Origin of the sequence: Streptomyces sp. P1-3, from assembly GCF_050613155.1 — a bacterium.
Classification (GTDB): domain Bacteria; phylum Actinomycetota; class Actinomycetes; order Streptomycetales; family Streptomycetaceae; genus Streptomyces.
This window is the reverse complement of sequence record NZ_CP192512.1, coordinates 5,348,235-5,371,819: the sequence shown is the minus strand read 5'-3', so window position 1 is coordinate 5,371,819 and position 23,585 is coordinate 5,348,235. Positions and strand designations below refer to the sequence as shown.

The following is a 23,585-nucleotide window of genomic DNA, read 5'->3' as shown; positions in this document are numbered from 1 at the left end:
GGCACCCGCCTCGCCAGCAACGCACGAAGGAGACACCGTGAAGGTCGGAATCGTCGGAGCCACCGGTCAGGTCGGCACGGTCATGCGCAAGATCCTCGCCGAGCGGAACTTTCCGGTGACCGAGCTCCGGCTGTTCGCCTCCGCCCGCTCGGCCGGCACGGTCATCGACGGTGTCACGGTCGAGGACGCCTCCACGGCCGACTACACCGGCCTCGACATCGTCCTGTTCTCCGCCGGCGGCGCGACCTCCCGGGCGCTCGCGGAGAAGGTCGCCGCGGCGGGCGCCGTGGTGATCGACAACTCCTCGGCCTGGCGGCTCGACCCCGAGGTCCCTCTGGTGGTCTCCGAGGTCAACCCGCACGCGGTGAAGGACCGCCCCAAGGGCATCATCGCCAACCCGAACTGCACCACCATGGCGGCCATGCCGGTGCTCAAGCCGCTGCACCTGGAGGCGGAGCTGACCGCCCTGGTCGCCACCACCTACCAGGCCGTGTCCGGCTCCGGCCTGGCCGGCGTCGCCGAGTTGCACGGCCAGACGTGCAAGGTCGCCGAGCGGGCGGACCAGCTCGCCTTCGACGGGGAGGCGGTGGAGTTCCCCGAGCCGGGTGTCTACAAGCGCCCCATCGCCTTCAACGTGCTGCCGCTGGCGGGCAACCTCGTCGACGACGGCTCCTTCGAGACCGACGAGGAGCAGAAGCTGCGCAACGAGTCCCGCAAGATCCTGGAGATCCCCGGGCTCAAGGTCTCCGGCACCTGCGTGCGCGTCCCGGTCTTCTCCGGCCACTCCCTCCAGGTCAACGCGCGCTTCGCGCGTCCGCTGAGCGTGGCGCGCGCCTATGAGCTGCTCAAGGACGCGCCCGGTGTCGAACTGTCGGAGATCCCCACGCCGCTCCAGGCCGCGGGCAAGGACGCCAGTTACGTGGGCCGGATCCGGGTGGACGAGACCGTGGACAACGGCCTGGCGCTGTTCCTGTCCAACGACAACCTCCGCAAGGGCGCGGCGCTCAACGCGGTGCAGATCGCGGAGCTGGTCGCCGCCGAGCTGGGATAAGTCATACCGGCGGGGGCGGTCTGTGGAAAACGCCCCCGCCCGGTGACGGCGGGCGTGGGAAGATCGGCTCGGACGGGCCCCGAAGGCCATGTGACAGGCGGCCGGGGCGTGGAAGGATGGCGAAAAACGTCACATACCGAGGAGATGCCCACGTGCCTGGCACGAATCTGACCCGCGAAGAGGCGCAGCGGCGGGCGCGCCTGCTCACCGTGGACGCGTACGAGATCGATCTCGACCTGAGCGGCGCGCAGGAGGGCGGGACGTTCCGCTCCGTGACCACCGTGCGGTTCGACAGCGCCGAAGGCGGGGCGGAGACCTTCATCGACCTGATCGCGCCCGAGGTGCACGAGGTCGTGCTCAACGGCGAGGCGCTGGATCCGGCGGCGGTCTTCGCCGACTCGCGGATCGCGCTGCCGGGGCTGCTGGCGGGGCCCAACGAGCTGAAGGTCGTCGCGGACTGCGCGTACACCAACACCGGTGAGGGTCTGCACCGCTTCGTGGACCCGGTGGACGACCAGGCCTACCTGTACACACAGTTCGAGGTGCCGGACGCGCGTCGGGTGTTCGCCTCCTTCGAGCAGCCGGATCTGAAGGCGACGTTCCAGTTCACCGTGACGGCGCCCGAGGGCTGGACGGTGATCTCCAACTCGCCGACGCCGGAGCCGAAGGACAACGTCTGGCACTTCGAGCCGACGCCGCGGATCTCCAGCTACATCACGGCGCTGATCGTGGGCCCGTACCACAGCGTGCACAGCAGTTGGGAGGGCGACGGCCGGTCGGTGCCGCTGGGCATCTACTGCCGCCCGTCGCTGGCCGAGTTCCTCGACGCGGACGCGATCTTCGAGGTGACCCGGCAGGGCTTCGACTGGTTCCAGGAGAAGTTCGACTACGAGTACCCGTTCGCCAAGTACGACCAGCTCTTCGTGCCGGAGTTCAACGCGGGCGCGATGGAGAACGCGGGCGCGGTGACCATCCGCGACCAGTACGTGTTCCGGTCGAAGGTGACGGACGCCTCGTACGAGCTGCGCGCGGAGACCATCCTCCACGAGCTGGCCCACATGTGGTTCGGCGACCTGGTCACCATGGAGTGGTGGAACGACCTGTGGCTGAACGAGTCGTTCGCCACGTACACCTCCGTCGCCTGCCAGGCGTACGCGCCGGGGTCGCGGTGGCCACACTCGTGGACCACGTTCGCCAACTCCATGAAGACCTGGGCCTACCGGCAGGACCAGCTGCCGTCCACGCACCCGATCATGGCGGAGATCCGGGACCTGGACGACGTTCTGGTCAACTTCGACGGCATCACGTACGCCAAGGGCGCCAGCGTGCTCAAGCAGCTCGTGGCGTATGTCGGCATGGACGCGTTCTTCAAGGGCGTGCAGGCGTACTTCAAGCGGCACGCGTACGGCAACACCCGGCTGTCGGACCTGCTGGGCGCGCTGGAGGAGACCAGCGGCCGCGACCTGAAGACGTGGTCGAAGAAGTGGCTGGAGACGGCGGGGATCAATGTGCTCCGCCCGGAGATCGTCACCGACGCCTCGGGAGTCATCACCGCCTTCGCGGTGCGGCAGGAGGCCCCGGCGCTCCCGGCGGGTGCCAAGGGCGAGCCTGTGCTGCGGCCGCACCGGATCGCGATCGGGCTCTACGACCACCAGGACGGCAAGCTGGTCCGCACCGACCGCATCGAGCTGGACGTCGACGGTGAGCTGACCGAGGTGGACGCCCTGGTGGGGCGGAAGCGCCCGGCGGTCGTGCTGCTCAACGACGACGACCTGAGCTACGCGAAGGTGCGGCTGGACGAGCAGTCGCTGTGGACGGTCCAGCGGCACCTGGGCTACTTCACGGAGTCCCTGCCGCGTGCCCTGTGCTGGGCGTCGGCGTGGGACATGACCCGCGACGGTGAACTGGCCACCCGCGACTACCTGGAGCTGGTGCTCTCCGGTATCGCCGGGGAGTCGGACATCGGCGTCGTGCAGTCGCTGCACCGCCAGGTGAAGCTGGCGCTGGACCTGTACGCGGACCCGCAGTGGCGCGAGACGGGGCTGGCGGCGTGGACCGGGGCCACCCTGGAGCACCTGCGCGCCGCGGAGCCCGGCAGCGACCACCAGCTGGCCTGGGCCCGTGCCTTCGCCGCGACCGCGCGGACGGCCGAGCAGCTCGATCTCCTCGCCGGGCTGCTGGCCGGCACCGAGTCCATCGAGGGCCTGGTCGTGGACACCGAGCTGCGCTGGTCGCTGCTGCAGCGGCTCGCGGCGACCGGCAGCGCCGACGAGGACGCCATCGCGGGCGAGTACGAGCGGGACAAGACGGCGGCGGGCGAGCGGCACGCGGCGACGGCGCGAGCGGCGCGGCCGACGGCCGAGGCCAAGGCGGAGGCATGGGCGTCGGTCGTGGAGTCCGACAAGCTGCCGAACGCGATGCAGGAGGCCGTCATCAACGGCTTCGTGCAGGCCGACCAGCGCGAGCTGCTGGCCTCGTACGCGGAGAAGTTCTTCGCGGTGGTCAAGGACGTCTGGGGCACACGCAGCCACGAGATGGCGCAGCAGATCGCGGTGGGTCTGTACCCGTCGCTCCAGGTGGAGCGGGCGACGCTGGAGACCACGGACGCCTGGCTGGCCACGTCCGAGCCGAACGCGGCGCTGCGGCGGCTGATCTCGGAGTCGCGCTCGGGCGTCGAGCGGGCGCTTAAGGCACAGGCCGCGGACGCGGCTGCCGCGGACTCGGCTACCGCCTGAGGTATCGCGTACGGGGCACCCCGCGCCCCGCGGTGACCGCGCCCGCGGCGCGACGCCCGCGGTGCGGGGTCTCCCCCGGCCCGCCCGTCCTCCTCGGGTCGGGCGGGCAAGGTACGGCCGCGTGCGATGCCCCGGCGCGGGTGCGGCCGTCAGCCCCGCGCCGGGGCTTGGGCCGGGCGCGGGGCTGACGGAGAGCGCAGACCGCTGGCGGAGGGGTCAGATCGCTGACGGAGGGAATCAGACCGCCAGCGGAGGGATCAGGCCTTGGCGGCGCGGGCGGCGCGGCGGGCCAGGAGGGCCGCACGGCGTTCGTCGAACTTGGTGGCCTGCTCATCCAGTCCGCCCAGGAACAGCCCCAGTTCCTCCTGCGCCTGGCGGCCCTCGGCGCGCAGCCCGCCCAGCTCCAGGGTCTTGAGGAAGCGCAGCACGGGCTGCAGCACGTCGTCATGGTGGATCCGCAGGTTGTAGATCCCGCCAATGGCCATCTGGGCGGCGGCCCGCTCGAAGCCGGGCATGCCGTGCCCTGGCATGCGGAAGTTCACCACCACATCGCGGACGGCGGCCATGGTCCGGTCGGGAGCCAGCTCGAACGCCTTGGCCAGCAGGTTCCGGTAGAAGACCATGTGCAGGTTCTCGTCGGTCGCGATACGGGCCAGCATCCGGTCGCACACCGGGTCGCCGGAGTGGTGGCCGGTGTTGCGGTGCGAGATGCGGGTGGCCAGTTCCTGGAAGGCGACGTACGCGATCGAGTGCAGCATGCTGTGCCGGTTGTCGGACTCGAAGCCCTCCGACATGTGCGCCATGCGGAACCGCTCCAGCGCGACCGGGTCGACGGCCCGCGAGGTGAGCAGGTAGTCACGCATGACGATGCCGTGCCGGCCCTCTTCGGCGGTCCAGCGGTGCACCCACGTCCCCCAGGCGCCGTCGCGGCCGAAGAGCGTGGCGATCTCGTGGTGGTAGCTGGGCAGGTTGTCCTCGGTCAGGAGGTTGACCACCAGCGCGGTACGGCCGATGTCGGAGACCTTGGACTGCTCCGGTGCCCAGGGCTCGCCGCCCATGACGCCGTCGAAGTTGCGGCCGTCGCTCCAGGGCACGTACTCGTGCGGCATCCACTCCTTGGCGACCTTCAGGTGCCGGTTGAGCTCGGTCTCGACGGCCTCTTCGAGCGCGTACAGGAGCTTGCGGTCACTCCACTCCGACTGGCTGGGAATGAGGGGCGGGGCGGTGGTCACGGGCGAGCTCCTGGGGACGTAGAGCGGCAGGGTTCGGCTACGGCCCCGTAGGTTACGCCACCGTAAGTTAAAGCGAAAATAAGGAGGCCGTCGACGAAGCCCGGCCCGAGTCGGCCGACCGCCCAACCGGCCCCGGCGGCAGGGCGGTCAGGAGGCCGGGCGCGCGTGGCGGGAGCGCAGTTCCGCGATGCCCCGCGCGGTGAGGCTGCCGTGCAGGCGCAGTCGGGCGACGCCACCGTCGGGGTAGGTGTTGAGCCGCACATGCGTCACGGCGGCGGACGTCGGGAGCGCGAAGCGGTGCGGGGTGTCGGGCTCCAGCCGCACGGCCGGCAGGAGCCGCGTCCAGGCGGCCGGATCCCCCGGGTCCGCGGTGGTCGCGTCACAGCCCTCGAGAGCGGCCCAGCCCGCCGCGTTGCCCTTGTAGTAGCCGGTGTCTATCTCCACGGCCCGGATCTCGCCGTGCCCGGCGAGCCGGAAGCGCGTCCAGTCATGACCCCGATCGCGTCGGCGGCGGCTCTCCCAGCCGTCCTCCATCTTCCGCGACAGATCGGGGAGGATCATGTTGACGGGCGGGGAGTAGAACCAGTCGGAGGCGTCCTCGACCGCACCGCCGTACAGGACGGACACCAGGTCGATGGTGCCGAGGAGAGCCAGCCACCCCGGGTCGGGCACGACCTCGCCGTACGCGCGGAACCGGGCGATGCCGCCGTCGGGGTGCTGGTTGAGCCGCAGATGCGTCCAGCGGCGCCGGTCGGTGACGGTGAAGCCGTTGGCGGCGTGGCCGCGTACGGGCGTCGGCGGGACGATCTCCTCCCACCTCACGTCGGCGGACATCAGCCGCTCGGGGCTCGGCGAACCGTCGACGGCTGCGGCCTCGACGCTGATCCGCTGCGGGTAGTTGCCCCGGAAGTGCGCGGTGTCCACGACCACGCCGCGGAGCACGCCGGGGGCGCCCAGCCGGATCAGCGCCCAGTCGTGGTCCTCGTCGGCTGGGAAGGGGTGGTCGGCGTCGGCGCCACGGCGGCGGCGGGTCTCCCAGCCGTCCATGACCTTGCCCTTGTGGCCGAAGGCCTGCGGGTCGAAGACGGCCCGCTCGGGGACGAGCAGGTTCTCGCGCTCGGCGAAGAACTCGTCGTTGGCGGCGACGACCCCGGCGCCGAGGCGGCGGTCGGCGAGGTCGACGAGGCCGGTGAAGGGGAAGGCGCCGGAGCGGTAGTCGGCGTACGGATCGCCGCCGGCGTAGGGGGCGGCGTCGTTGGCGTGGGGGTCGTGGGCGTGCGGGTCGGTCATGTTCGCCTCTCTGTGCGGGACGGCGGCGGTGGTGCCGCCGCCACCGACTGTCACAGAGGACGAACAGTCAGGTCCATCGAAACTTTTTGATGATTCCTTTCAGTTCAACTGAACGGAATCGGGGTTGCGGGCCCGCGCCGCCCCGCGCAGCGCGTCCAGCACCGTGGCCGCACCCGGCGCCTCCTCCGCACCGCGCCGCACCGCCGCCACCACATGCCGGCGCGGTGCGTCCTCGGGCAGCGCCCGCACCGCGATCCGCCCGTCCCGCTCCCCCTCCCCGGGCGCCACCACCGCCATGGCCATCCGGGGCACCAGCGCCACGCCCATGCCCGCCGCGACCATGGCGAGGATCGCGTGCCAGTCGGCCGCCGCGTGGGCCTGCTCGGGGACGAATCCGGCCGCCTCGCACGCCGTCGTGGTGATCCGCGACCACGGCCCGCTGCTGCCGAAGATCCACGGCTCGCCCGCGAGGTCGGCCAGCCGCAGACCGGGCGCACCGGCGAGCCGGTGCCCGGCGGGCAGCGCCACGTCCAGCGGGTCGGCCAGCAGCGGTACCCGGGTGAATCGCGGGTCGCGGGCCGTGGGAGCGTGCGCGGCAAGCGACAGGGCCAGATCGACGGCTCCGTCGGCCAGCAGCTCGCATGCTTCGGCGGCCTCGGCCTCCGTCACGTCCACCGCCAGGCCGGGGCGGGTGCGCCGCAGCTCCATGACGGCGGGCACCACCAGCGCCGGGATGGCTGTACTGAACGCGCCGACCCGGACCCGGCCGGCCTCGCCCCGCAGATATCCGGCCAGCTCGGCATCGGCCCGCTCGAGCTGCGCGAACACCGCGTCGGCGTGCCGCAGCACCAGCTCGGCGGCGGCGGTGAGCCGCACCCGCCTGCCCTGCGCCTCCAGCAGCGGGACGCCGAGCTGCTTGGCCAGCCCGGACAGCTGCTGCGAGACGGCGGACGGGGTCAGCCGCAGCGCCTCGGCGGTGGCGGTGACGGTGCCCAGCTCGCCGAGCGTACGCAGTACCCGGAGTTTTCTGATGTCCCAGTCGGCCATGCGCGAACGCTATCCAGCGGAGCGGCACGGACGTGGAGCGCGCTCGGCGGGAGACGCGGCGGGAGGCGACGGGACGCGACGAGGGCGCCCACCGGCTCGTACAGCCGATGGGCGCCCTCGTGAGGAAGTCTCGTCAGCCGCTCTGCTTGCGCGACTTGTCGCCGATCATGACCAGCCCGGTGATCACCAGGAAGGAGACAATCGGGAGCGCGACGTAGAGGCCGAGCGTCGCGGCGACACTCAGACCCGGACCCGGGTCGTCGCCGTCGTCGCGCACGAGCGCGGACGCGGGGGACGACATCAGCAGCATCATCAGCGTCGTTCCGGCGGACACGGCACCGGCGCGCAGGGCGTTCTTGTTGACCACGCTCCCAAACTAGCGAACCCCGGAACGCACCGCGCGGCCGGGGTGCCCGTACGGGGCCCGCGCGGCGCGGCCGCGGACACGCCCGGCCGCCCGCGGCGGGCGGCAGGCGCCCCGGCACCGGGCGGCGCCGTGTCGATGCGCGGCTCCGTGCCGGGGTCCGTCGCGGGGTCCGCCGCGGGCGGTCACCGGCCCGCCAGGCCCGCGCGGACCTCCTCCATCAACGCGTGCAGCCGGGGGGACGCGGCCAGTTCCTCCAGGGTGATCGGGCGCCCTCGCGCGTCGGCGATCGGCAGCCGCCAGTTCGGGTACTGCTCGCCCCACGTCCCGGGGAGGTTCTGCGGTCTGCGGTCGCCGACCGCGTCGGGCAGCCACACGCCCACCATCCGGGCCGGGGTGCGCACCAGGAACCGGTGCACCGCCTTGACCGCGCCCTCCTCGTCGCCCGGGCCCTCCGGAAGCAGGCCCAGCCGCCCCAGCAGCGCCAGCCACTCGGCCGCCTCCGCCGTGTCCTCTGCCTGTTCCTGGGCGAGCGGCCGGGTCAGCAGCCCCAGCCGGTGCCGCAGCTCGACATGCTCTCCGGTGAGGCGGGCGGCGGTGCTGGGCAGGTCGTGCGTGGTGGCGGTGGCCAGGCAGTCCGCCCGCCACGCCTCGGGCGGCAGCGGGCGGGCCCGTACGGCCACGGGGGCGGAAGCGGAGGCGGATTCGTCGGCGACGGGGACGGGTTCGCCGTCGGCGGGGGCGGGTTCGCCATCGGCGACCGCGGCGCCGTTCCCTGCGGGCGCGGCCACTGCGCCGATGTTCCCCGCGGGCGCGGCCACCGCCTCAACGTCCTCCACCGCCTCGACGTTCTCCGCGGGCTCCGCGGGCTCCGCCACCGCACCGTAGTCCCGCTCGAACCACAGCACCGACGTGCCCAGCACGCCGCGCCCGGCCAGGGCCTCCCGGACCCCCGGCTCGACGGTGCCCAGGTCCTCCCCTATCACCACCGCCCCCGCGCGGTGCGCCTCCAGCGCCAGGACGCCGAGCATCGCCTCCGCGTCGTAGCGGACGTAAGCGCCCTCGGTCGGCTCCCGGCCCTCCGGCACCCACCACAGCCGGAACAGGCCCATCACATGGTCGATACGCAACGCTCCCGCGTGCCGCAGCAGGCCGCGCAGCAGATCGCGGTACGGGGCGTAGCCCGTCGCGGCCAGCGCGTCCGGGCGCCAGGGCGGCAGTCCCCAGTCCTGGCCGCGGGCGTTGAACGCGTCCGGCGGGGCGCCGATCGACATGCCCGAGGCGAAGGCGTCCTGCTGCGACCAGGTGTCGGCGCCCGTGGGATGCACCCCGACCGCCAGGTCGTGGACGAGCCCGACGGCCATGCCCGCCTCGCGCGCGGTGCGCTGGGCGGCGGCGAGCTGGGAGTCCATCAGCCAGGCCAGCCAGCAGTGGAAGTCGACGCGTTCCAGGTGCTCGCCGCGGGCGCGGGCGGTGCGGGCGGAGCGCGGATCGCGCAGCCCCGTCGGCCAGCGACGCCAGTCGGACCCGTGCACCTCGGCGAGGGCGGACCACGTGGCGTGGTCGTCCAGGGCCTGGCCGCGGGCGGCGAGGAAGTCGCAGTAGGCGGCACGGCGGCCGGGGCTCATCGGTGCGGCCCGCACCAGCCGCAGCGCCTCGCTCTTGAGGGCCCACACCGCGTCCCGGTCGATCAACGCGCCCTGGTCCAGCACGGCCGCCCGCAGCGTGGCGGCCTGGGCGAGGAGGTCGTCGGCGCGCTCGCGGGCCGGGCCGCGCAGCTGGGCGTACTCGGGCACGTCCTCGACCCGCAGATAGACGGGGTCGGGGAAGCGGCGCGAGGAAGGGCGGTACGGGGACGGATCGGTGGGGGTGCCGGGGACGGCGGCGTGCAGCGGATTGATCTGGATGAACCCGGTGCCGAGCGCCCGCCCGGACCAGGCCGCCAGGTCCGCCAGGTCGCCGAGGTCGCCCATGCCCCACGAACGGGCGGACAGCAGGGAGTACAGCTGGACCATGAACCCGTGGGTACGGGCCGGGGGCGCGGGCATCCGGTCCGGGGCGACCACCAGGGTGGCGATCCCCGAGCGCCCGTCGGGGGCGTGCGCGCGCAGCGTGTGCCAACCCAGAGGTAACGCGGCGGCGGGGTCCGACGCGCCGCCGCCGGGCACCTCCAGGCCCCAAGCGCCACCGGGCGCCCCCAGACTCCGAGCACCGCCCGGCGCCTCCAGGCTCCGAGCGCGGCTGTCGGGCGCCTCCAGACCCCAGGCGCGGGTCTCGCCGTCCTCGGTCTCCACACGCAGCGCGGTGCCCGCGGGCAGGTGGAGCCGGGGCGGCCGGCCGGGGCGTACGACCACGCAGGGCGGCAGCAGCCGGGTGGCCTCGCCGTGCGCGTGCCGCTCCAGGGCGGCGCGCACCGCGCGGGGAGTCGACGCGTCGACTCCCAGGGCGGCGAGCACGGCCACCACGGTGTCATCGGGCACCTGGACGGTCCGGCCCGGTTCGGGCTCGTGGGACGTGGCGACACCGTGCAGTTCGGCGAGCCGCGCTCTGCCCATCAGATCTCCTCAGATCTCCTCAGATCTCCTCAGGTCACCCCAGATCTCCCGGGAGCTCGGCACTCCGTCGGAAGCTCAGAACTCCGTCGAGGTCATACCCGTTCCCGCGCCCAGGCCGACGGCGGTCGGCTCGCTGGTCAGCGGCAGCTCCGTGGCGAGCGGCGGTTCGCTGGTCAGGGGGGCGGCGTCGGCCAGCGGAGGTTCGCTGGTCAGCGGCGGCTCCACGGCACCGGCGGAGTCCGCCCCGTCCAGTCCGGAGTCCGGATCGGAGACTCCGGCGAACAGGTCCGGGGCATGGCCGGCGCGGTCGTCGCCGTCGGCGCGGTCCACGCTGTCGTCGAGGGGGCGCGCCGGTTTGGACAGCGCGGCGAGCAGAAGCTGGGCGGATGCGGCCACAAGGGCCTCCGTGGGGGTCTCGGCAGTGGGATACGTCCAGCCCTACCCACTGGGGGCGGAGGCAGACGTCACCAATCCGGGAACGTGCCCCAGGTCACATCCGTCGCCCGCGGGCGATTTCGCGGCCATCCCGGACCGGCGACACAGAGCGTACGGGCGAAACGGACATCCCAGCGGCAGACTTGCGGGGGCGGACACCACGGCCCGCCTCCCGCCCGCAACGCAATACCGGCACTTCGGTCAGCGCCGTTGACACTCTCACCGGCCGGGTGGTGGGCTCGTCGCCTATCGGCTGTCAGCGGCGCGTTCACGCGGCCAGAACCACCCGACTGGGACGGACCGACAGGGACAAGGAGTGTGCCGTGCAGTTCCCGGGGATCCGGTCGAACAAGCCGAGGACCACGGGAGCCACCGCGCTCGCCGCCGCGGTCATCGGCGGGCTGCTCGGCGGTGCGCCGGGCGCCGTCGCCGCGCCCGCCCAGCCGGAACCCGGCGCCGGAGGCGCGACCGCGACGGACCGGGTCGACGCGACCGGGCTGCCACCGGTCTGGCCGCGCCCCCAGTCGCTCCAGGCCCAGGGCGGTCAGGTGCCGGTGGGCGAGGCCGTCACGCTCGTCGCCGACGGGGACGCCGATCCGTACGCGCTCGACGTGCTGCGCGCGCTCCTGCGGGACGCGGGCGCCCGCTCCGTCACCGAGATCACGGACGAACCCGCGAGCGCCGGCCGCCCGGGTGCGGGCGGTCCTCCCTCAGACTCCGTCCGGGAGGTGCCCCCAGGCGCGGCCCCGGCCGGCACACCGGCAGGCGGTCTGGTCGTACGCGTACAGGGCCGGCAGGCGGAGGAGGCACTGCGCGCGCTGCGGGCCCCCGCGCGCGGCGATCTGCCCGGCGGCGGCTACCGGCTGGCGGTCGGCACGGTGCAGGGAGCTCCCACGGTCGCGCTGGCCGGAGTGGGCGAGGACGGCCTGTTCCACGCGGTCCAGACGCTGCGGCAGCTGCTGGTGCGGCAGGGCGGCTCGTACGGCTTCCCCGCGGTGTCGGTCCGCGACTGGCCCAGCGCGGCCGTACGCGGCACCACCGAAGGGTTCTACGGCGACCCGTGGAGCCGTCAGCAGCGGCTGGACCACCTGGACTTCATGGGGCGGACCAAGCAGAACCGGTATCTGTACGCGGCGGGCGACGACCCGTACCGGCAGGCCCGCTGGCGCGATCCGTACCCCGCCGAGCGGCGCGACGAGTTCCGCGCGCTCGCCGACCGGGCACGCCGCAACCACGTCACGATGGCCTGGGCCGTGGCGCCCGATCAGAACTTCTGCTTCTCCTCCGACAAGGATGTCAAGGCGCTCACCCGCAAGATCGACGCGATGTGGGCGCTGGGGATGCGCGGCTTCCAGCTCCAGTTCCAGGACATCAGTTACACCGAGTGGCACTGCCTGAACGACCGCTCGGTGTACGGGTCGGGTCCCAGGGCCGCGGCCGAGGCCCAGGCGCGGGTGGCCAACGTTGTCGCCGCCCATCTGGCCGACCGGTACGCCGGGGCCGCCCCGTTGTCGCTGCTGCCGACGGAGTACTACCAGGACGGGGCGACCGACTTCCGGCGCGCGCTGGCGGAGCGGCTCGACGACCGGGTCGAGGTGGCCTGGACCGGCGTCGGTGTGGTGCCGCGGACCATCACCGGCGGTGAACTGGCCGGTGCCCGCGAGGCCTTCGGCCATCCACTGCTGACCATGGACAACTACCCGGTCAACGACTACGCACAGGACCGGATCTTCCTGGGCCCGTACACCGGCCGCGACCCGGCCGTGGCCACCGGCTCCACCGCGCTGCTCGCCAACGCCATGGAGCAGCCGAAGGTCTCCCGCATCCCGCTCTTCACCGCCGCCGACTTCGCCTGGAACCCGCGCGGGTATCGGCCGCACGCCTCCTGGCTGGCGGCCATCGACGATCTGGCCGGGCCGGACGAGGGCACCCGCGCGGCGCTCCGCGCGCTCGCCGGGAACGACGCCTCCTCGGTGCTGAGCGACAAGGAGTCCGCGTATCTGGCGCCCCGGATCGACGCGTTGTGGGCCGCGCTGGACGGCACGGGCGCGCAGGACGGCACCGCCGTGTCCCCGGAGCGCGCCGCCGCCCGGCTGAAGGACTCCTTCCGCACCATGCGGGACGCGCCGGAGCGGCTGAAGACCGCGTTCGGCGACGAGGCGGGCCCCTGGCTGGAGCAGTTGGGCCGGTACGGCGAGGGCGGGCTGCACGCGGTGGACATGCTGCTCGCGCAGGAGCGCGGCGACGGCGCCGCGGCCTGGCGGCACCGGCTGGAGCTGCACCGTCTGCGCAAGGAGATCGCCGCCAGCCCGGCCACCGTCGGCAAGGGCGTGCTCACCCCGTTCCTGGCCACGGCCCTGGCGCGGTCCGACGCCTGGGCGGGCGTGGACGAGACGGCCGAGAAGCCGCCGCGGACCGAGCCGGGCCAGCGGACGGCGGCGGACGGCGACCCGGTCACCGCGCTGAGCTCCTCCGAGCCGGTGGTGCTGAGCTTCGGCCGCACCCGGCCGCTCAGTGCCGTCACCGCGCTCACCGGCCGCGGCCCCGAGGAACTCGGCGCCCTGGAGGCGCATGTGCCGGGCCGTGGCTGGCGGCGGCTGAGCGCCGTCTCGGGCACCGGCTGGACGCAGGCGCCGGGCAGGGGCATGCGGGCCGACGCGATACGGCTGGTGTGGTCCGGTGGCGGCGAGCCGCCCGCCGTGCACGAGATCACCCCCTGGTTCACCGACACCCCGGCGGCCGAGCTGCGGCTGTCGCAGAACGTGGTGGACGCGGAGATCGGCGGCGGCCCCACCACCGTCGCGGTCCGGCTCGCCACCCGCCGCCCCGGTGACGTCCACGGCGATCTGACCGTCAAGGCGCCGGCGGGCGTCAGGGTCAGCGCCCCCGCCGAGGTCACGGCCCCGCGCGGCGAGGTGGCCACGGCCCGGATCCAGCTGTCCGTTCCGGCGGGCGGCACGGCGCGCACGTACCGGGTCCCGGTCCACTTCGGCTCCGAAGAGGCCGTGCTGACCGTACGGGCCTATCCGCCCACCGGCGGTCCGGACCTGGCCCGCGGTCACGGCGTACGGGCCACGTCCTCCGGCGACGAGTCCGCCGACTTCCCGGCGTCCGCCGCGATCGACGGCAACCCGGCCACCCGCTGGTCCTCCGCCGCCGAGGACGGGGCCTGGTTCCAGCTGGAGCTGCCCCGCCCGGTTCGGCTCGGCCGGCTGGACCTGCACTGGCAGGACGCCCATCCGTCGCGCTACCGGGTGCAGGTGTCGGCGGACGGCCGCACCTGGCGCACGGCGGCGACCGTGGCGGACGGGCACGGCGGCAGGGAGACGGTGCGGATGGACGCTCCGCAGACCCGGTTCGTCCGGATCCAGAGCGTCCAGCGCGCGACCCGGTTCGGTGTTTCGCTGTGGTCGGTCGAGGCGTACGCGGTGACCGGCGGCCCGGCGCCGGCGGGTCCCTGACAGCACCGCTCGGAGCGTATCCGGGTGCTGTCCGGGAGCACCCCCGGCCAGCACCCGGATACGACAATGGCCCGGTTCTCAGGCGGAAACGCCGTCGATCCGGGCCATCGCGTCCTCCGCGCCGTACGGCTGCAGGTATGGCAGCCAGCGCGGGTCCCTATGCCCGGTGCCGATGATGCGCCAGGCCAGGCCGGACGGCGGGGCGGGTTGATGCCGCAGCCGCCAGCCGATCTCCGCGACATGGCGGTCGGCCTTGACGTGGTTGCAGCGGCGGCAGGCCGCCACCACGTTCTCCCAGGTGTGCTGGCCTCCGCGGCTGCGCGGGATGACGTGGTCGACGCTGGTTGCGACGCCACCGCAGTACGCGCAGCGTCCGCCGTCGCGGGCGAACAGGGCACGGCGGGTCAGGGGGACGGGGCCGCGAAAGGGCACCCGCACGAAGCGCTTGAGTCGGACGACGCTCGGGGCGGGTATGACGTGGGTCGCGCTGTGCATGAGGGCGCCTGAGTCCTCAAGGCTGATGGCCTTGTCGTTGAGGACGAGTACGAGCGCGCGGCGGAGCGGTACGACGCCGAGCGGCTCGTACGACGCGTTGAGGACCAGGACGTGTGGCACGGTACTGCCTCCTAATACGCCGGCGGCGCGTGGCTCGCGCCGGGACGATCTCCCCATAGTGTCGCCGTATCCCTGGTGGACGCGCCACCATCACCGGGTAACGGCCTGGGAGTGTTTTCAACCACAGTCCGTTCATCCCCCGCGGATACGCGGTTATCTCTCGAACAGAGCAGCGGGGCATCGCCTGTGCCCCGTTAGTGTGGTGAGTCTGCCCGTGCCTTCTCGGCGCGGGTGTGTCACACGAAGGGTTACTCTCTGTGTTCTGGTCCGCTGCCCTGGCCGCAGACTCGACGCCCCGCCCCACCACCCTCGACGAGGCGCAGCAGAACGCCAGCAGCGCCGCCGGCTGGGTCGAGGAGAACTGGTCCACCTGGCTCGGTATCGGGCTGCGCATCCTGCTGATCCTGGTGATCGCGTTCGTCCTGCGGACGATCGTGCGCCGCGCCATCACCAAGCTGATCGAGCGGATGAACCGCACGGCCCAGGCCGTGGACGGCACGGCCTTCGGAAGCCTGCTGGTCAACGCCGAGCGGCGGCGGCAGCGCTCCGCGGCGATCGGTTCGGTGCTGCGCAGCGTGGCGTCGTTCCTGATCATGGGCACGGCCGGACTGATGATCCTGTCCGTCCTGAAGATCAATCTCGCGCCGCTGCTCGCCAGCGCGGGGGTCGCGGGCGTGGCCATCGGTTTCGGCGCGCGGAACCTGGTCACCGACTTCCTCTCCGGCGTCTTCATGATCCTCGAGGACCAGTACGGGGTCGGCGACTCCATCGACGCGGGCGTCGCCTCCGGCGAGGTGATCGAGGTCGGACTGCGGGTGACCAAGCTGCGCGGCGCGGACGGCGAGATCTGGTACGTACGCAACGGCGAGGTCAAGCGGATCGGCAACCTCAGCCAGGGCTGGGCCACCGCCACCGTCGACGTCCAGGTCCGCTCCGACGAGGATCTGGACCGGGTGCGCTCGGTGATCACGGCGGCCGGCGAGGACATGGCCAAGGACGAGCCGTGGAACGAGCGGCTGTGGGAGCCGGTCGAGGTCCTGGGGCTGGACGCCGTCTATCTGGACTCGATGATCATCAAGGTCTCGGCCAAGACCATGCCGGGCAAGGCGCTCGGCGTCCAGCGGGAGCTGCGCTGGCGGCTCAAGCGGGCCCTGGACGCGGCGGGCATCCGCCAGGTCGGCCGCCCGCCGGAGCCGGATCTGGAGGCCGAGGAGGCACCGGACCCGACGGCGAACGTCGCCGCGCCGTCCGCACTGGCCGACCCGTTGTCGCCCCGGGCCCAGGCGGCGAGCCCGCTGATACCGCCGCAGGCTCCCTCCGCTCCGCCGCAGAAGTGACCGATCCACCTCAGAAGTGACCGAAACGCACGACGCGGGCCCGCGCCGCCGATCATGGTGGCGCGGGCCCGCTGCCATTGGCGGGGCTCGCTGCCGTTGACGGGGCCGGCTGCCATTGGAGGGGCGCGCGGCCCTTGACCCGTGCGCCCCGCCCCCGTAGCGTCCTGCCCACCAATAGGAAAGTTTATTAACAGAGTGGGGCGGGGGCGAGAAGCGATGACCGGTGCCGCCGGGACACCCGGTACACCACGGGTGCTGCGGGCCATGAACGACCGGGCCGCGCTGGAACTGCTGGTCGCGCACGGGCCGCTCACCCGGACCCGGCTGGGCGAGCTGACCGGGCTGTCCAAGCCGACCGCGTCGCAGCTGCTGGGGCGGCTGGCGGCCGCGGGTCTCGTGCGCGTGACCGGGACCGCCGCCGGGCGGCCGGGGCCCAATGCCCAGTTGTACGAGATCAATCCGGCCGCGGCGCATGTCCTCGCCCTCGCGGTGGACCACGACGGGGTCACCGCGGCCGTCGCCGACATCACCGGGGCGGTGCTGGGTGAGTACCGGGTGGCCGCGACCACCGGCACGGACGCGCGCGACCGGACCACCGGGATCGTCACCGAAGCCGCCGACGGCGCGCTGGCGGCGGCGGGGCTGCGGACCGGGGACGTACACCAGGCCGTCGTCGGGACCCCCGGCGCGCTGGACCCGCGCTCCGGTGAGCTGCGGTACGCGCCTCATCTGCCCGGATGGCAATCCCGCACGCTCCGGGACGACCTCGCGGCGGCCCTCGGCACGCCGGTGGTGATCGAGAACGACGTCAACCTCGCCGCCGTCGCCGAGCAGCACCTCGGCACCGCCCAGGACTTCGACGACTTCGTGCTGGTCTGGGTCGACGAGGGCATCGGCGCCGCCGTCGTCCTCGGCGGCCGGCCGCTGCGCGGCGCGACCGGCGGGGCGGGCGAGATCGGGTACATGCCGCTGCCGGGCGCCCCGCTGGCACGCGGCGGGCCGGACGCCGCCGCCCGGCCCGACGCCGGCGGCGGCTTCCAGAAGCTGGTGAGCTCGCCCGCCATCGTCGAACTCGCCCGCGACCACGGCATCGTCGCCCCCACCGCCGCCAAGGCACTCGCCCAGGCGCTGCGCACCCCCGGCGCCGGTGAGGCGGTCCTCACCGAGCTGGCGCGGCGGCTCGTCAGCGGTCTCGCCTCGGTCGTCGCGGTGGTCGACCCGGAGCTGGTGGTGCTCTCCGGGAAGGTCCCGCAGGCCGGCGGGACGCGGCTGCTGGAGCTGGTCGAGGCCGAGTTCACCGGTCTCGCGCTGCCCCGGCCGCAACTGCGGCTGAGCACCGTCGAGGAGTCCCCGATCCTCATCGGCGCACTGCGCACCGCCCTCGCCGCGGCCCGCGACGCCGTGTTCGACACCGCCTGAGCCTGTGCCGGCCGGTTCGGCTGGTTCGGCCGGTTCGGCCGGTTTCAGGACTGCCCGCACTGTCAACGGAAACCTGAACGGTCGAAGACAGGAGTCAAGGGTTGAAGCTCGCAGTCGTGGGTGGCGGCTCCACCTATACGCCGGAACTCGTCGACGGATTCGCGCGGCTGCGCGACATCCTGCCCCTTGCGGAACTCGTCCTGGTCGACCCCGCCACGGACCGGCTGGAGCTGATCGGCGGCCTCGCCCGGCGGATCTTCGCCAAGCAGGGCCATCCCGGGCGGATCTCCTGGACCGCCGATCTGGACGCGGGGGTGGACGGCGCCGACGCGGTGCTGCTGCAACTGCGCGTGGGCGGGCAGGCGGCGCGCGACCAGGACGAGACCTGGCCGCTGGAGTGCGGCTGCGTCGGGCAGGAGACGACCGGAGCGGGCGGGCTGGCGAAGGCGCTGCGCACGGTCCCGGTGGTGCTGGACATCGCCGAACGGGTCCGCCGCCGCAGCCCGGACGCGTGGATCGTGGACTTCACCAACCCGGTGGGCATCGTGACCCGCGCGTTGCTGACCGCCGGGCACCGGGCCGTCGGGCTGTGCAACGTGGCGATCGGCTTCCAGCGCAGGTTCGCCGCGCTGCTGGGCACCGCGCCGGAGGAGATCGCGCTGGACCATGTGGGGCTCAACCACCTCACGTGGGAGCGCGGGGTGCGGCTCGGTGGCCCGGACGGCACGGACGTGCTGCCGAAGCTGCTCGCCGAGCACGGCGACGCCATCGCGGCTCAGGTGCGGATGCCGCGCGCGCTGCTGGACCGCCTCGGCGTCGTCCCCTCCTACTACCTGCGCTACTACTACCACCACGACGAGGTCGTACGAGAACTCAAGGCGAAGCCGTCGCGGGCGGCGGAGGTGGCCGCCATCGAACGGCGGCTGATGGAGCTGTACGCGGACCCGGCGCTGGACCGCAAGCCGGACCTGCTGGGCAAGCGCGGCGGCGCCTTCTACTCCGAGGCGGCGGTCGCCCTCACCTCCTCCCTGCTGACCGGCACCGGCGACGTGCAGGTGGCCAACGTCCTCAACAACGGCACGCTGCCCTTCCTTCCCGACGACGCGGTGATCGAGGTCCCGGCGGCGGTGGACGCGCGGGGCGCCCGACCGCTGCCGCAGGCCCCGTTGGAACCGCTGTACGCCGGGCTGGTCGCGGGCGTCACCGCGTACGAACACCTGGCGCTGGAGGCGGCGTTGAAGGGCGGCCGGGAGCGGGTCTTCCGGGCACTGCTGTCCCATCCGCTGGTCGGCCAGCTGGAGCAGGCGGAGACCTTGACCGACGCACTGCTGGCGCACAACAGGGAGCACCTCGCGTGGGCCTGAACCCGGCGGTGCCGCAGAGCGCCGTACTGGCGATCGACGCGGGCAACAGCAAGACCGATGTCGCGCTGGTGGGCGTGGACGGCACCGTCCTCGCCACGGCCCGCGGCGGCGGCTTCCACCCGCACCTGGTGGGCGCCGAACGCGCGGTCGCCACACTGGCACCGCTGGTGGCCGAGACCGCGGCGCGGGCGGGCGGGGACGGACCGACGCGGGTGCGGCACGTGTCCGCGTGCCTGGCCAACGCCGACCTGCCGGCGGAGGAGCAGCGTCTGACAGAACAACTCACCGCCCGCGCCTGGGGCGAGACGGCCACCGTCGCCAACGACACCTTCGCGCTGCTGCGCGCCGGGCTCGGCGACGGCCGCGAGCCGGTGGGCGTCGCCGTGGTGTGCGGCGCGGGCATCAACTGCGCGGGGCTGGCCCCCGGCGGGCGTACGGCCCGCTTCCCCGCCGTCGGACGGATCTCCGGCGACTGGGGCGGCGGGGCGTTCCTGGCGGACGAGGCGCTGTGGTGGGCGGCGCGCGCGGCGGACGGGCGCGGCGAGCCGACGGCGCTGGCGGCCGCGCTGCCCGCGCGCTTCGGGCTGGCCGGGATGTACGAGCTGATCGAGGCGCTGCACCTGGGCCGGATCCCCGGAGAGCGCCGCCACGACATGGCCCCGGTGCTGTTCTCGGTGGCCGAGGCGGGCGACCGGATCGCGCGCCGCATCGTCGCCCGGCAGGCCGACGAGGTCGTCGCGCTCGCGGTGACCGCCCTGGCGCGGCTGGAACTGCTGGAGGAGGAGACGCCCGTGGTTCTGGGCGGCGGGGTACTGGCGGCCCGCCACCCCCTGCTGGACGACCGGATCCGCACACTCCTGGCGGCCCGCGCCCCCAAGGCCGTCCCCCGCCTCGTCACGGCCCCACCGGTCCTCGGCGCGGCCCTGCTGGCCCTGGACCACGCGGGGGCGCCACCGTCCTCTTACGTACGGCTGCGCGCGCAGTACGGGGTGGCGTAACGGGGCGCCGCCCAGACCCCGGCCCCGTTGCCCCCCTTGAGCTGGGGTGTTGCGACGACCACGAGAACTCAAGCGGCTCCGGACGGGGCAAGGCGTCGGCAGCGAGTCAGCCGCGCGTCGGCGGGGCGGTCTCTGCGGGAAGGGGACCAGGGGTCAGGTGGGGCGCGCAGTCGGGGCAGGCGTACAGCGTCACGCCGGAGCCGCTCGCCCGCTCGACGTAGCGCACCGCCACCGGGGCGACCGTCATCCGCTCGCAGCGGCAGCAGGCGACGCCGGTCACGCTCCCACCGCCACCCGGACCGTACGGGCGCCCGCCTGGACGTGCACCCCGTGAATCACGGTCGGCCCCACGTTGATACCGCGCAGCGCCATCTCCAGCGCCCAGCGCTGTTCAGCCTGCGCCCGCCGCTTGGCGTCGTCCGGGAGCCTGCGCGGCGGCGTGAGCGCGTAGGGGCGTACCGGGTTGAGCGCGTCCTCGAACGGCCGCCGCTCAGCCGCCTCGCGGGCGTACAGACTCATGTGTTCCGGCAGCGGGCGCCGGGCTGCGGGTCCGGGGCGAGCGCCGGTTCCGACGCGGGGGCGGCGCGGTGCTTTCCGTTGTCGGGGAACAGCACCGCGCACAGCAGGCGCGCCACGATGCGCGCGATAAGGTCGGCCACGTTCGTCAGCTCCTTCACAGCTGATGGGCTTCCGCCCCGGTGACGACCTAGCCCGTCGTTGCCGGGGCTTTCTCGTAGACGAAGCTATACCAGTGGTCTCTAGTCGTACAGTCCAGAGACTGGACGTATAGAGCGGGGCAGCTTGGAAGCTAGCGCCCTACCCTCTGTGCCATGAGCGATTACGGGCCGGATGACGAGATCGTCCACGGCGGGCCAGTGCCGGTATACGTGCAGATCGCCGGGGTACTGCGCGCCCGCATCAAGCGCGGCGACTGGCAGCCGCTACGCCCCCTGCCGGGTGAGCAGCGCCTCGCCGACGAATTCGGCGTCGCCCGCATGACCGCCCGCAAAGCCGTCCGTGTGCTGGCCGACGAGGGGACCGTGTTCGTCGTCCCGCAGCGCGGCGCGTTCGTCTCCGCCCCCGGACAGCCCTCGACCACGGTCGAGAACACATAACCAAGCACCCACCTGCACTCGTCACGTGATCGGCGAGTACCTTGCCCCGAGCAGCGCCCCGCCCGGCATCGCGCCGGTGCGGGGCCCCTTTGTCGTCTCCGGGGCACTTCCTGAACCCGTAGCCCTCCACGCGTACCGTGTGCGCTCTGTACCGTCATGGACATAGGTCCGACGGATGGAGCACGGATGCCTCGCCGAATGCTTGTAAGCCGCCGGCCCCTCACCGTAAGGGGGGCGCACTAATGTTGGAGGAAGCCGAGGAAATCGGCCGCCGCGCGCGGCGCGCACGACTCCGGCTTGGGATGCCGCAGGCAGACCTCGCCGTCGCCCTGGGGAAGTCGCAGGGGTGGGTGTCGAAGATGGAACGCGGCCTCATCGAGCTTGACCGCGTCGGCTTGCTCAACCAGGTTGCCGCCGAGCTGCACGTGCACCCCAACGACCTGATCGGCCGCCCGTACAACAGCTCACCCAACGAGAACCAGTGGCAGGTTGCCGCAGCGTCCATCCTGCGCGAGATGCGGCGGTACGACCTCGCCCCCGTGTTCGAGGGAACCCCCCGGCCGTCGGGGCAACTCTGGCAGGAGACAACCCGGCTTCACCGCCTGCGCGACGCTGCCGCGAACGTAGCGATCATGCAGGTACTTCCCGACCTGTTCCGGGAAGCTCGCGCCCTCGCCGAGGTCTCCACCGGCCATGAACGCGAGGAAGCGTTCGCCATCTACGCCGTGTGCTGCAAGTTCGCGCACACCGCTGCGCACGCCCTCGGACACCCCGAGTTGGTCGCCATGTCTTGCGAACGCGCCGCCTGGTCGGCCCGCCTGTCCGGCGACTCCGTCATGCCAGCCGTGGCGGACTGGATGCGAGTATGGGACATGTGGGCCACTGCGGACTGGACGGACGCAGTCGCCCTTTCGGATCGAGCCATCGGCAGCGTTCAGCAGGGATACGACCAGGGCGAGCCGCTCGCCGTGCGCGCGTGGGGATCTCTCCAGCTTCGCGCGGCCGTGTCCGCAGCGCGGGGCGGACGCACGGCGGAAGCCGAGGACCGTATCGGCTACGCGCGGACGGCCGCCGACCGGTTGGGCGAGCATATCGGCCCGCCGATCTACGACCGGCATTCGCTCACGTTCTCCCCCGGCAACGTCCAGATCCACGCAATCAGCGTCGCACTGGAGATGCGCGAGCAGCGCAAGGCCCTGGCCATAAACCGGCGCACCCCCCAGGACCTGGTCGCCGCGCTCCCCAACTCCCGGCAGGGGCACCATCACATGGACCTCGCCCGAGCGTGGCTGTGGGACGGGAACCGCGACAAGGCGTTGACGGAACTGGAGACCGCCGAGCGCATCGCGCCGCAGCTCATCCGCAACCATCCCATCGCCCGGTCAACCCTTCGCAGCATCGTCTACGCCGAACGATCGGCCACCCGCGAGAAGCTGCGCCGCATGTCAGACCGCTTTCACCTCGACGGATAAGGGTGATATTCCTCCGGTTCATATTCGGCCCGTAGCCCGCTCCTAGCTTCGAAGCATGGCCGAACACACCTCGAAGCAACTCCCCATATGTGGCGTCGAGTTAGGCGCAGGCTCCCCCTTTCACCCCCGGCTCGGCGACCTCGCCCTCGACCTCGCCAAGGGCGGGCAGATCGGGGTCGTGGTCGACCTGCCGAGCGACAGCGCGAAGTCGTACCACCTGCGGTTGCCCGGGGGCGGGGGTGACTGGCGCGCGAGAGCGGACGGCACCACTCTGCGCCCCGTGGCCGTACCGGTCAGGCACGTCACGCCCCAACGGCGCGACGTGGTGTACGACGCCCGGGCGCAGCAGAGCGCCCTACCCGTCACCATCCACCATGAGGACGGGGGCACCTCGGAAGCGGTGCTCATCCTCACCCCGTCGGAAGTTGAGCTGCTTCACCTGCAACTCGCACAGCTCATCGAGCGCAGGGAGAAGGCCCGGCAACGCGAGCCGGGGGCGGGGCCCTCATGAGGTACCGCCCGCCGGTCGCCGCACTCCCCCTCAAACACGCCGCCGTCGCCTTCCGCTGTGAGGTGACCGCCTACGGTCTGAGCGGTTCCCGCGAGATCGTCCTCGCCTACTACCGAGCCGCGTCCCCGCGTCTCGCCGCACGATGGATGCGCGCCGAGGCGCAGCGCCTCGCCCGCCTGCTCGCCCCTGAGCCGACCGCGCCGCACCTTCGGTCGGTACTGCTCGTTGCCGCGGGCCCCACCTGTCCCCGGCCTGATGACGACCTGCTCGCATGGGCCAGTAGCGACAAGCGGTACGAGCACGTCTTGCGTGTCCTCAGGTCCGGCAACACCTTCGCCCTCGGCGTCACGGACTACGACGCCCGGTACTCCGTGCGCGCCTACGCCCTGCCCACTCGCAGGCCGTCGCAGTCTCCCACTTCCGCCGGATATCGCACCTACGCCCCGGCGGAAGCGGGACACCACCGGAAGCCCCGCCGCTGGCGCTTCCCCCGATGAACCCCGCCCCCGCATCGACAACGGTTCCCCCGGACGCGGGGACGGTCACCACCTGTCCAGAACCACCGCCCCAACCAAGGGAAGTGA

21 protein-coding genes are annotated in these 23,585 nt (G+C 73.0%); 11 read left to right on the top strand and 10 right to left on the bottom strand.

From position 1 onward, the window contains the following. Positions 1 to 37 precede the first annotated feature (37 nt). Together ACQUSR_RS22730 and pepN are read left to right on the top strand one after the other, a co-directional pair. Entirely contained in the window at positions 38 to 1,051 is a 1,014-nt protein-coding gene (locus ACQUSR_RS22730; protein WP_431044447.1) for an aspartate-semialdehyde dehydrogenase, read from the top strand. Between the two features lie 152 nt (positions 1,052 to 1,203). Further along, on the top strand, positions 1,204 to 3,786 hold the full coding sequence (gene pepN / locus ACQUSR_RS22725; RefSeq protein ID WP_431044446.1) for an aminopeptidase N: 2,583 nt from the start codon (positions 1,204 to 1,206) through the stop codon (positions 3,784 to 3,786). Positions 3,787 to 4,043: 257 nt separating this feature from the next. Here pepN and ACQUSR_RS22720 read toward each other — a convergent pair whose 3' ends face one another. The 6 genes from ACQUSR_RS22720 to ACQUSR_RS22695 form a co-directional block, all read right to left on the bottom strand. Then, on the bottom strand, positions 4,044 to 5,018 hold the full coding sequence (locus ACQUSR_RS22720; RefSeq protein WP_431044445.1) for an acyl-ACP desaturase: 975 nt from the start codon (positions 5,016 to 5,018) through the stop codon (positions 4,044 to 4,046). A 147-nt stretch (positions 5,019 to 5,165) separates the two neighbouring features. Then, positions 5,166 to 6,308 (bottom strand): allantoicase, encoded by a 1,143-nt coding sequence (gene alc / locus ACQUSR_RS22715; RefSeq protein ID WP_431044444.1) that lies wholly within the window; start codon positions 6,306 to 6,308, stop codon positions 5,166 to 5,168. A 99-nt stretch (positions 6,309 to 6,407) separates the two neighbouring features. Continuing rightward, positions 6,408 to 7,355, bottom strand: coding sequence for a LysR family transcriptional regulator (locus ACQUSR_RS22710; RefSeq protein ID WP_431044443.1), 948 nt, complete (start codon positions 7,353 to 7,355; stop codon positions 6,408 to 6,410). Positions 7,356 to 7,488: 133 nt separating this feature from the next. Next, complete coding sequence (locus ACQUSR_RS22705; RefSeq protein WP_431044442.1) at positions 7,489 to 7,722, bottom strand: hypothetical protein; 234 nt, start codon at positions 7,720 to 7,722, stop codon at positions 7,489 to 7,491. A gap of 182 nt (positions 7,723 to 7,904) precedes the next feature. Continuing rightward, a complete protein-coding gene (malQ, locus tag ACQUSR_RS22700; protein WP_431044441.1) occupies positions 7,905 to 10,274 on the bottom strand; it encodes a 4-alpha-glucanotransferase in 2,370 nt (789 codons plus the stop codon). A 75-nt stretch (positions 10,275 to 10,349) separates the two neighbouring features. Then, positions 10,350 to 10,670, bottom strand: a complete 321-nt coding sequence (locus tag ACQUSR_RS22695; RefSeq protein WP_431044440.1) for a hypothetical protein — start codon at positions 10,668 to 10,670, stop codon at positions 10,350 to 10,352. 362 nt (positions 10,671 to 11,032) lie between these two features. On the opposite strand from ACQUSR_RS22695, the gene ACQUSR_RS22690 reads away from it, so the two are divergent. Next, positions 11,033 to 14,170, top strand: a complete 3,138-nt coding sequence (locus ACQUSR_RS22690) for a beta-N-acetylglucosaminidase domain-containing protein (protein WP_431044439.1) — start codon at positions 11,033 to 11,035, stop codon at positions 14,168 to 14,170. 78 nt (positions 14,171 to 14,248) lie between these two features. Here the strand turns inward: ACQUSR_RS22690 and ACQUSR_RS22685 are convergent, their stop codons facing one another. Beyond that, positions 14,249 to 14,785, bottom strand: coding sequence for an HNH endonuclease (locus tag ACQUSR_RS22685; protein WP_431044438.1), 537 nt, complete (start codon positions 14,783 to 14,785; stop codon positions 14,249 to 14,251). A 257-nt stretch (positions 14,786 to 15,042) separates the two neighbouring features. Here ACQUSR_RS22685 and ACQUSR_RS22680 point away from each other — a divergent pair, with 257 nt between their 5' ends. The 4 genes from ACQUSR_RS22680 (at position 15,043) to ACQUSR_RS22665 (ending at position 19,903) form a co-directional block, all read left to right on the top strand. Next, positions 15,043 to 16,122, top strand: a complete 1,080-nt coding sequence (locus ACQUSR_RS22680; protein WP_431044437.1) for a mechanosensitive ion channel family protein — start codon at positions 15,043 to 15,045, stop codon at positions 16,120 to 16,122. A gap of 216 nt (positions 16,123 to 16,338) precedes the next feature. Beyond that, positions 16,339 to 17,541, top strand: coding sequence for an ROK family transcriptional regulator (locus tag ACQUSR_RS22675; RefSeq protein WP_431044436.1), 1,203 nt, complete (start codon positions 16,339 to 16,341; stop codon positions 17,539 to 17,541). A 101-nt stretch (positions 17,542 to 17,642) separates the two neighbouring features. Continuing rightward, positions 17,643 to 18,905 (top strand): 6-phospho-beta-glucosidase, encoded by a 1,263-nt coding sequence (locus ACQUSR_RS22670; RefSeq protein ID WP_431044435.1) that lies wholly within the window; start codon positions 17,643 to 17,645, stop codon positions 18,903 to 18,905. Next, a complete protein-coding gene (locus tag ACQUSR_RS22665; RefSeq protein WP_431044434.1) occupies positions 18,896 to 19,903 on the top strand; it encodes an N-acetylglucosamine kinase in 1,008 nt (335 codons plus the stop codon). The genes ACQUSR_RS22670 and ACQUSR_RS22665 overlap by 10 nt, the downstream gene beginning before the upstream one ends. 106 nt (positions 19,904 to 20,009) lie before the next feature. Here ACQUSR_RS22665 and ACQUSR_RS22660 read toward each other — a convergent pair whose 3' ends face one another. Genes ACQUSR_RS22660 through ACQUSR_RS22650 form a run of 3 tightly spaced genes read right to left on the bottom strand, consistent with a single transcriptional unit; the run spans position 20,010 to position 20,562 of the window. Continuing rightward, complete coding sequence (locus tag ACQUSR_RS22660; protein WP_431044433.1) at positions 20,010 to 20,183, bottom strand: hypothetical protein; 174 nt, start codon at positions 20,181 to 20,183, stop codon at positions 20,010 to 20,012. Continuing rightward, the gene (locus ACQUSR_RS22655) at positions 20,180 to 20,422 is read right to left on the bottom strand and encodes a hypothetical protein (protein ID WP_431044432.1); all 243 of its coding nucleotides are present in this window, start codon (positions 20,420 to 20,422) and stop codon (positions 20,180 to 20,182) included. Before ACQUSR_RS22655 ends, ACQUSR_RS22660 begins: the two co-directional genes overlap by 4 nt. Continuing rightward, positions 20,419 to 20,562: a hypothetical protein gene (locus tag ACQUSR_RS22650; protein WP_431044431.1), complete on the bottom strand. Its 144-nt coding sequence runs from the start codon at positions 20,560 to 20,562 to the stop codon at positions 20,419 to 20,421. Before ACQUSR_RS22650 ends, ACQUSR_RS22655 begins: the two co-directional genes overlap by 4 nt. A 171-nt stretch (positions 20,563 to 20,733) precedes the next feature. On the opposite strand from ACQUSR_RS22650, the gene ACQUSR_RS22645 reads away from it, so the two are divergent. From ACQUSR_RS22645 to ACQUSR_RS22630, 4 genes are all read left to right on the top strand, one after another. Beyond that, entirely contained in the window at positions 20,734 to 21,018 is a 285-nt protein-coding gene (locus tag ACQUSR_RS22645; RefSeq protein ID WP_431044430.1) for a GntR family transcriptional regulator, read from the top strand. A gap of 242 nt (positions 21,019 to 21,260) precedes the next feature. After that, on the top strand, positions 21,261 to 22,490 hold the full coding sequence (locus tag ACQUSR_RS22640) for a helix-turn-helix domain-containing protein (RefSeq protein WP_431044429.1): 1,230 nt from the start codon (positions 21,261 to 21,263) through the stop codon (positions 22,488 to 22,490). A gap of 55 nt (positions 22,491 to 22,545) precedes the next feature. After that, positions 22,546 to 23,001, top strand: coding sequence for a hypothetical protein (locus tag ACQUSR_RS22635; RefSeq protein WP_431044428.1), 456 nt, complete (start codon positions 22,546 to 22,548; stop codon positions 22,999 to 23,001). Next, the gene (locus tag ACQUSR_RS22630; RefSeq protein ID WP_431044427.1) at positions 22,998 to 23,498 is read left to right on the top strand and encodes a hypothetical protein; all 501 of its coding nucleotides are present in this window, start codon (positions 22,998 to 23,000) and stop codon (positions 23,496 to 23,498) included. The genes ACQUSR_RS22635 and ACQUSR_RS22630 overlap by 4 nt, the downstream gene beginning before the upstream one ends. Positions 23,499 to 23,585 lie beyond the last annotated feature (87 nt).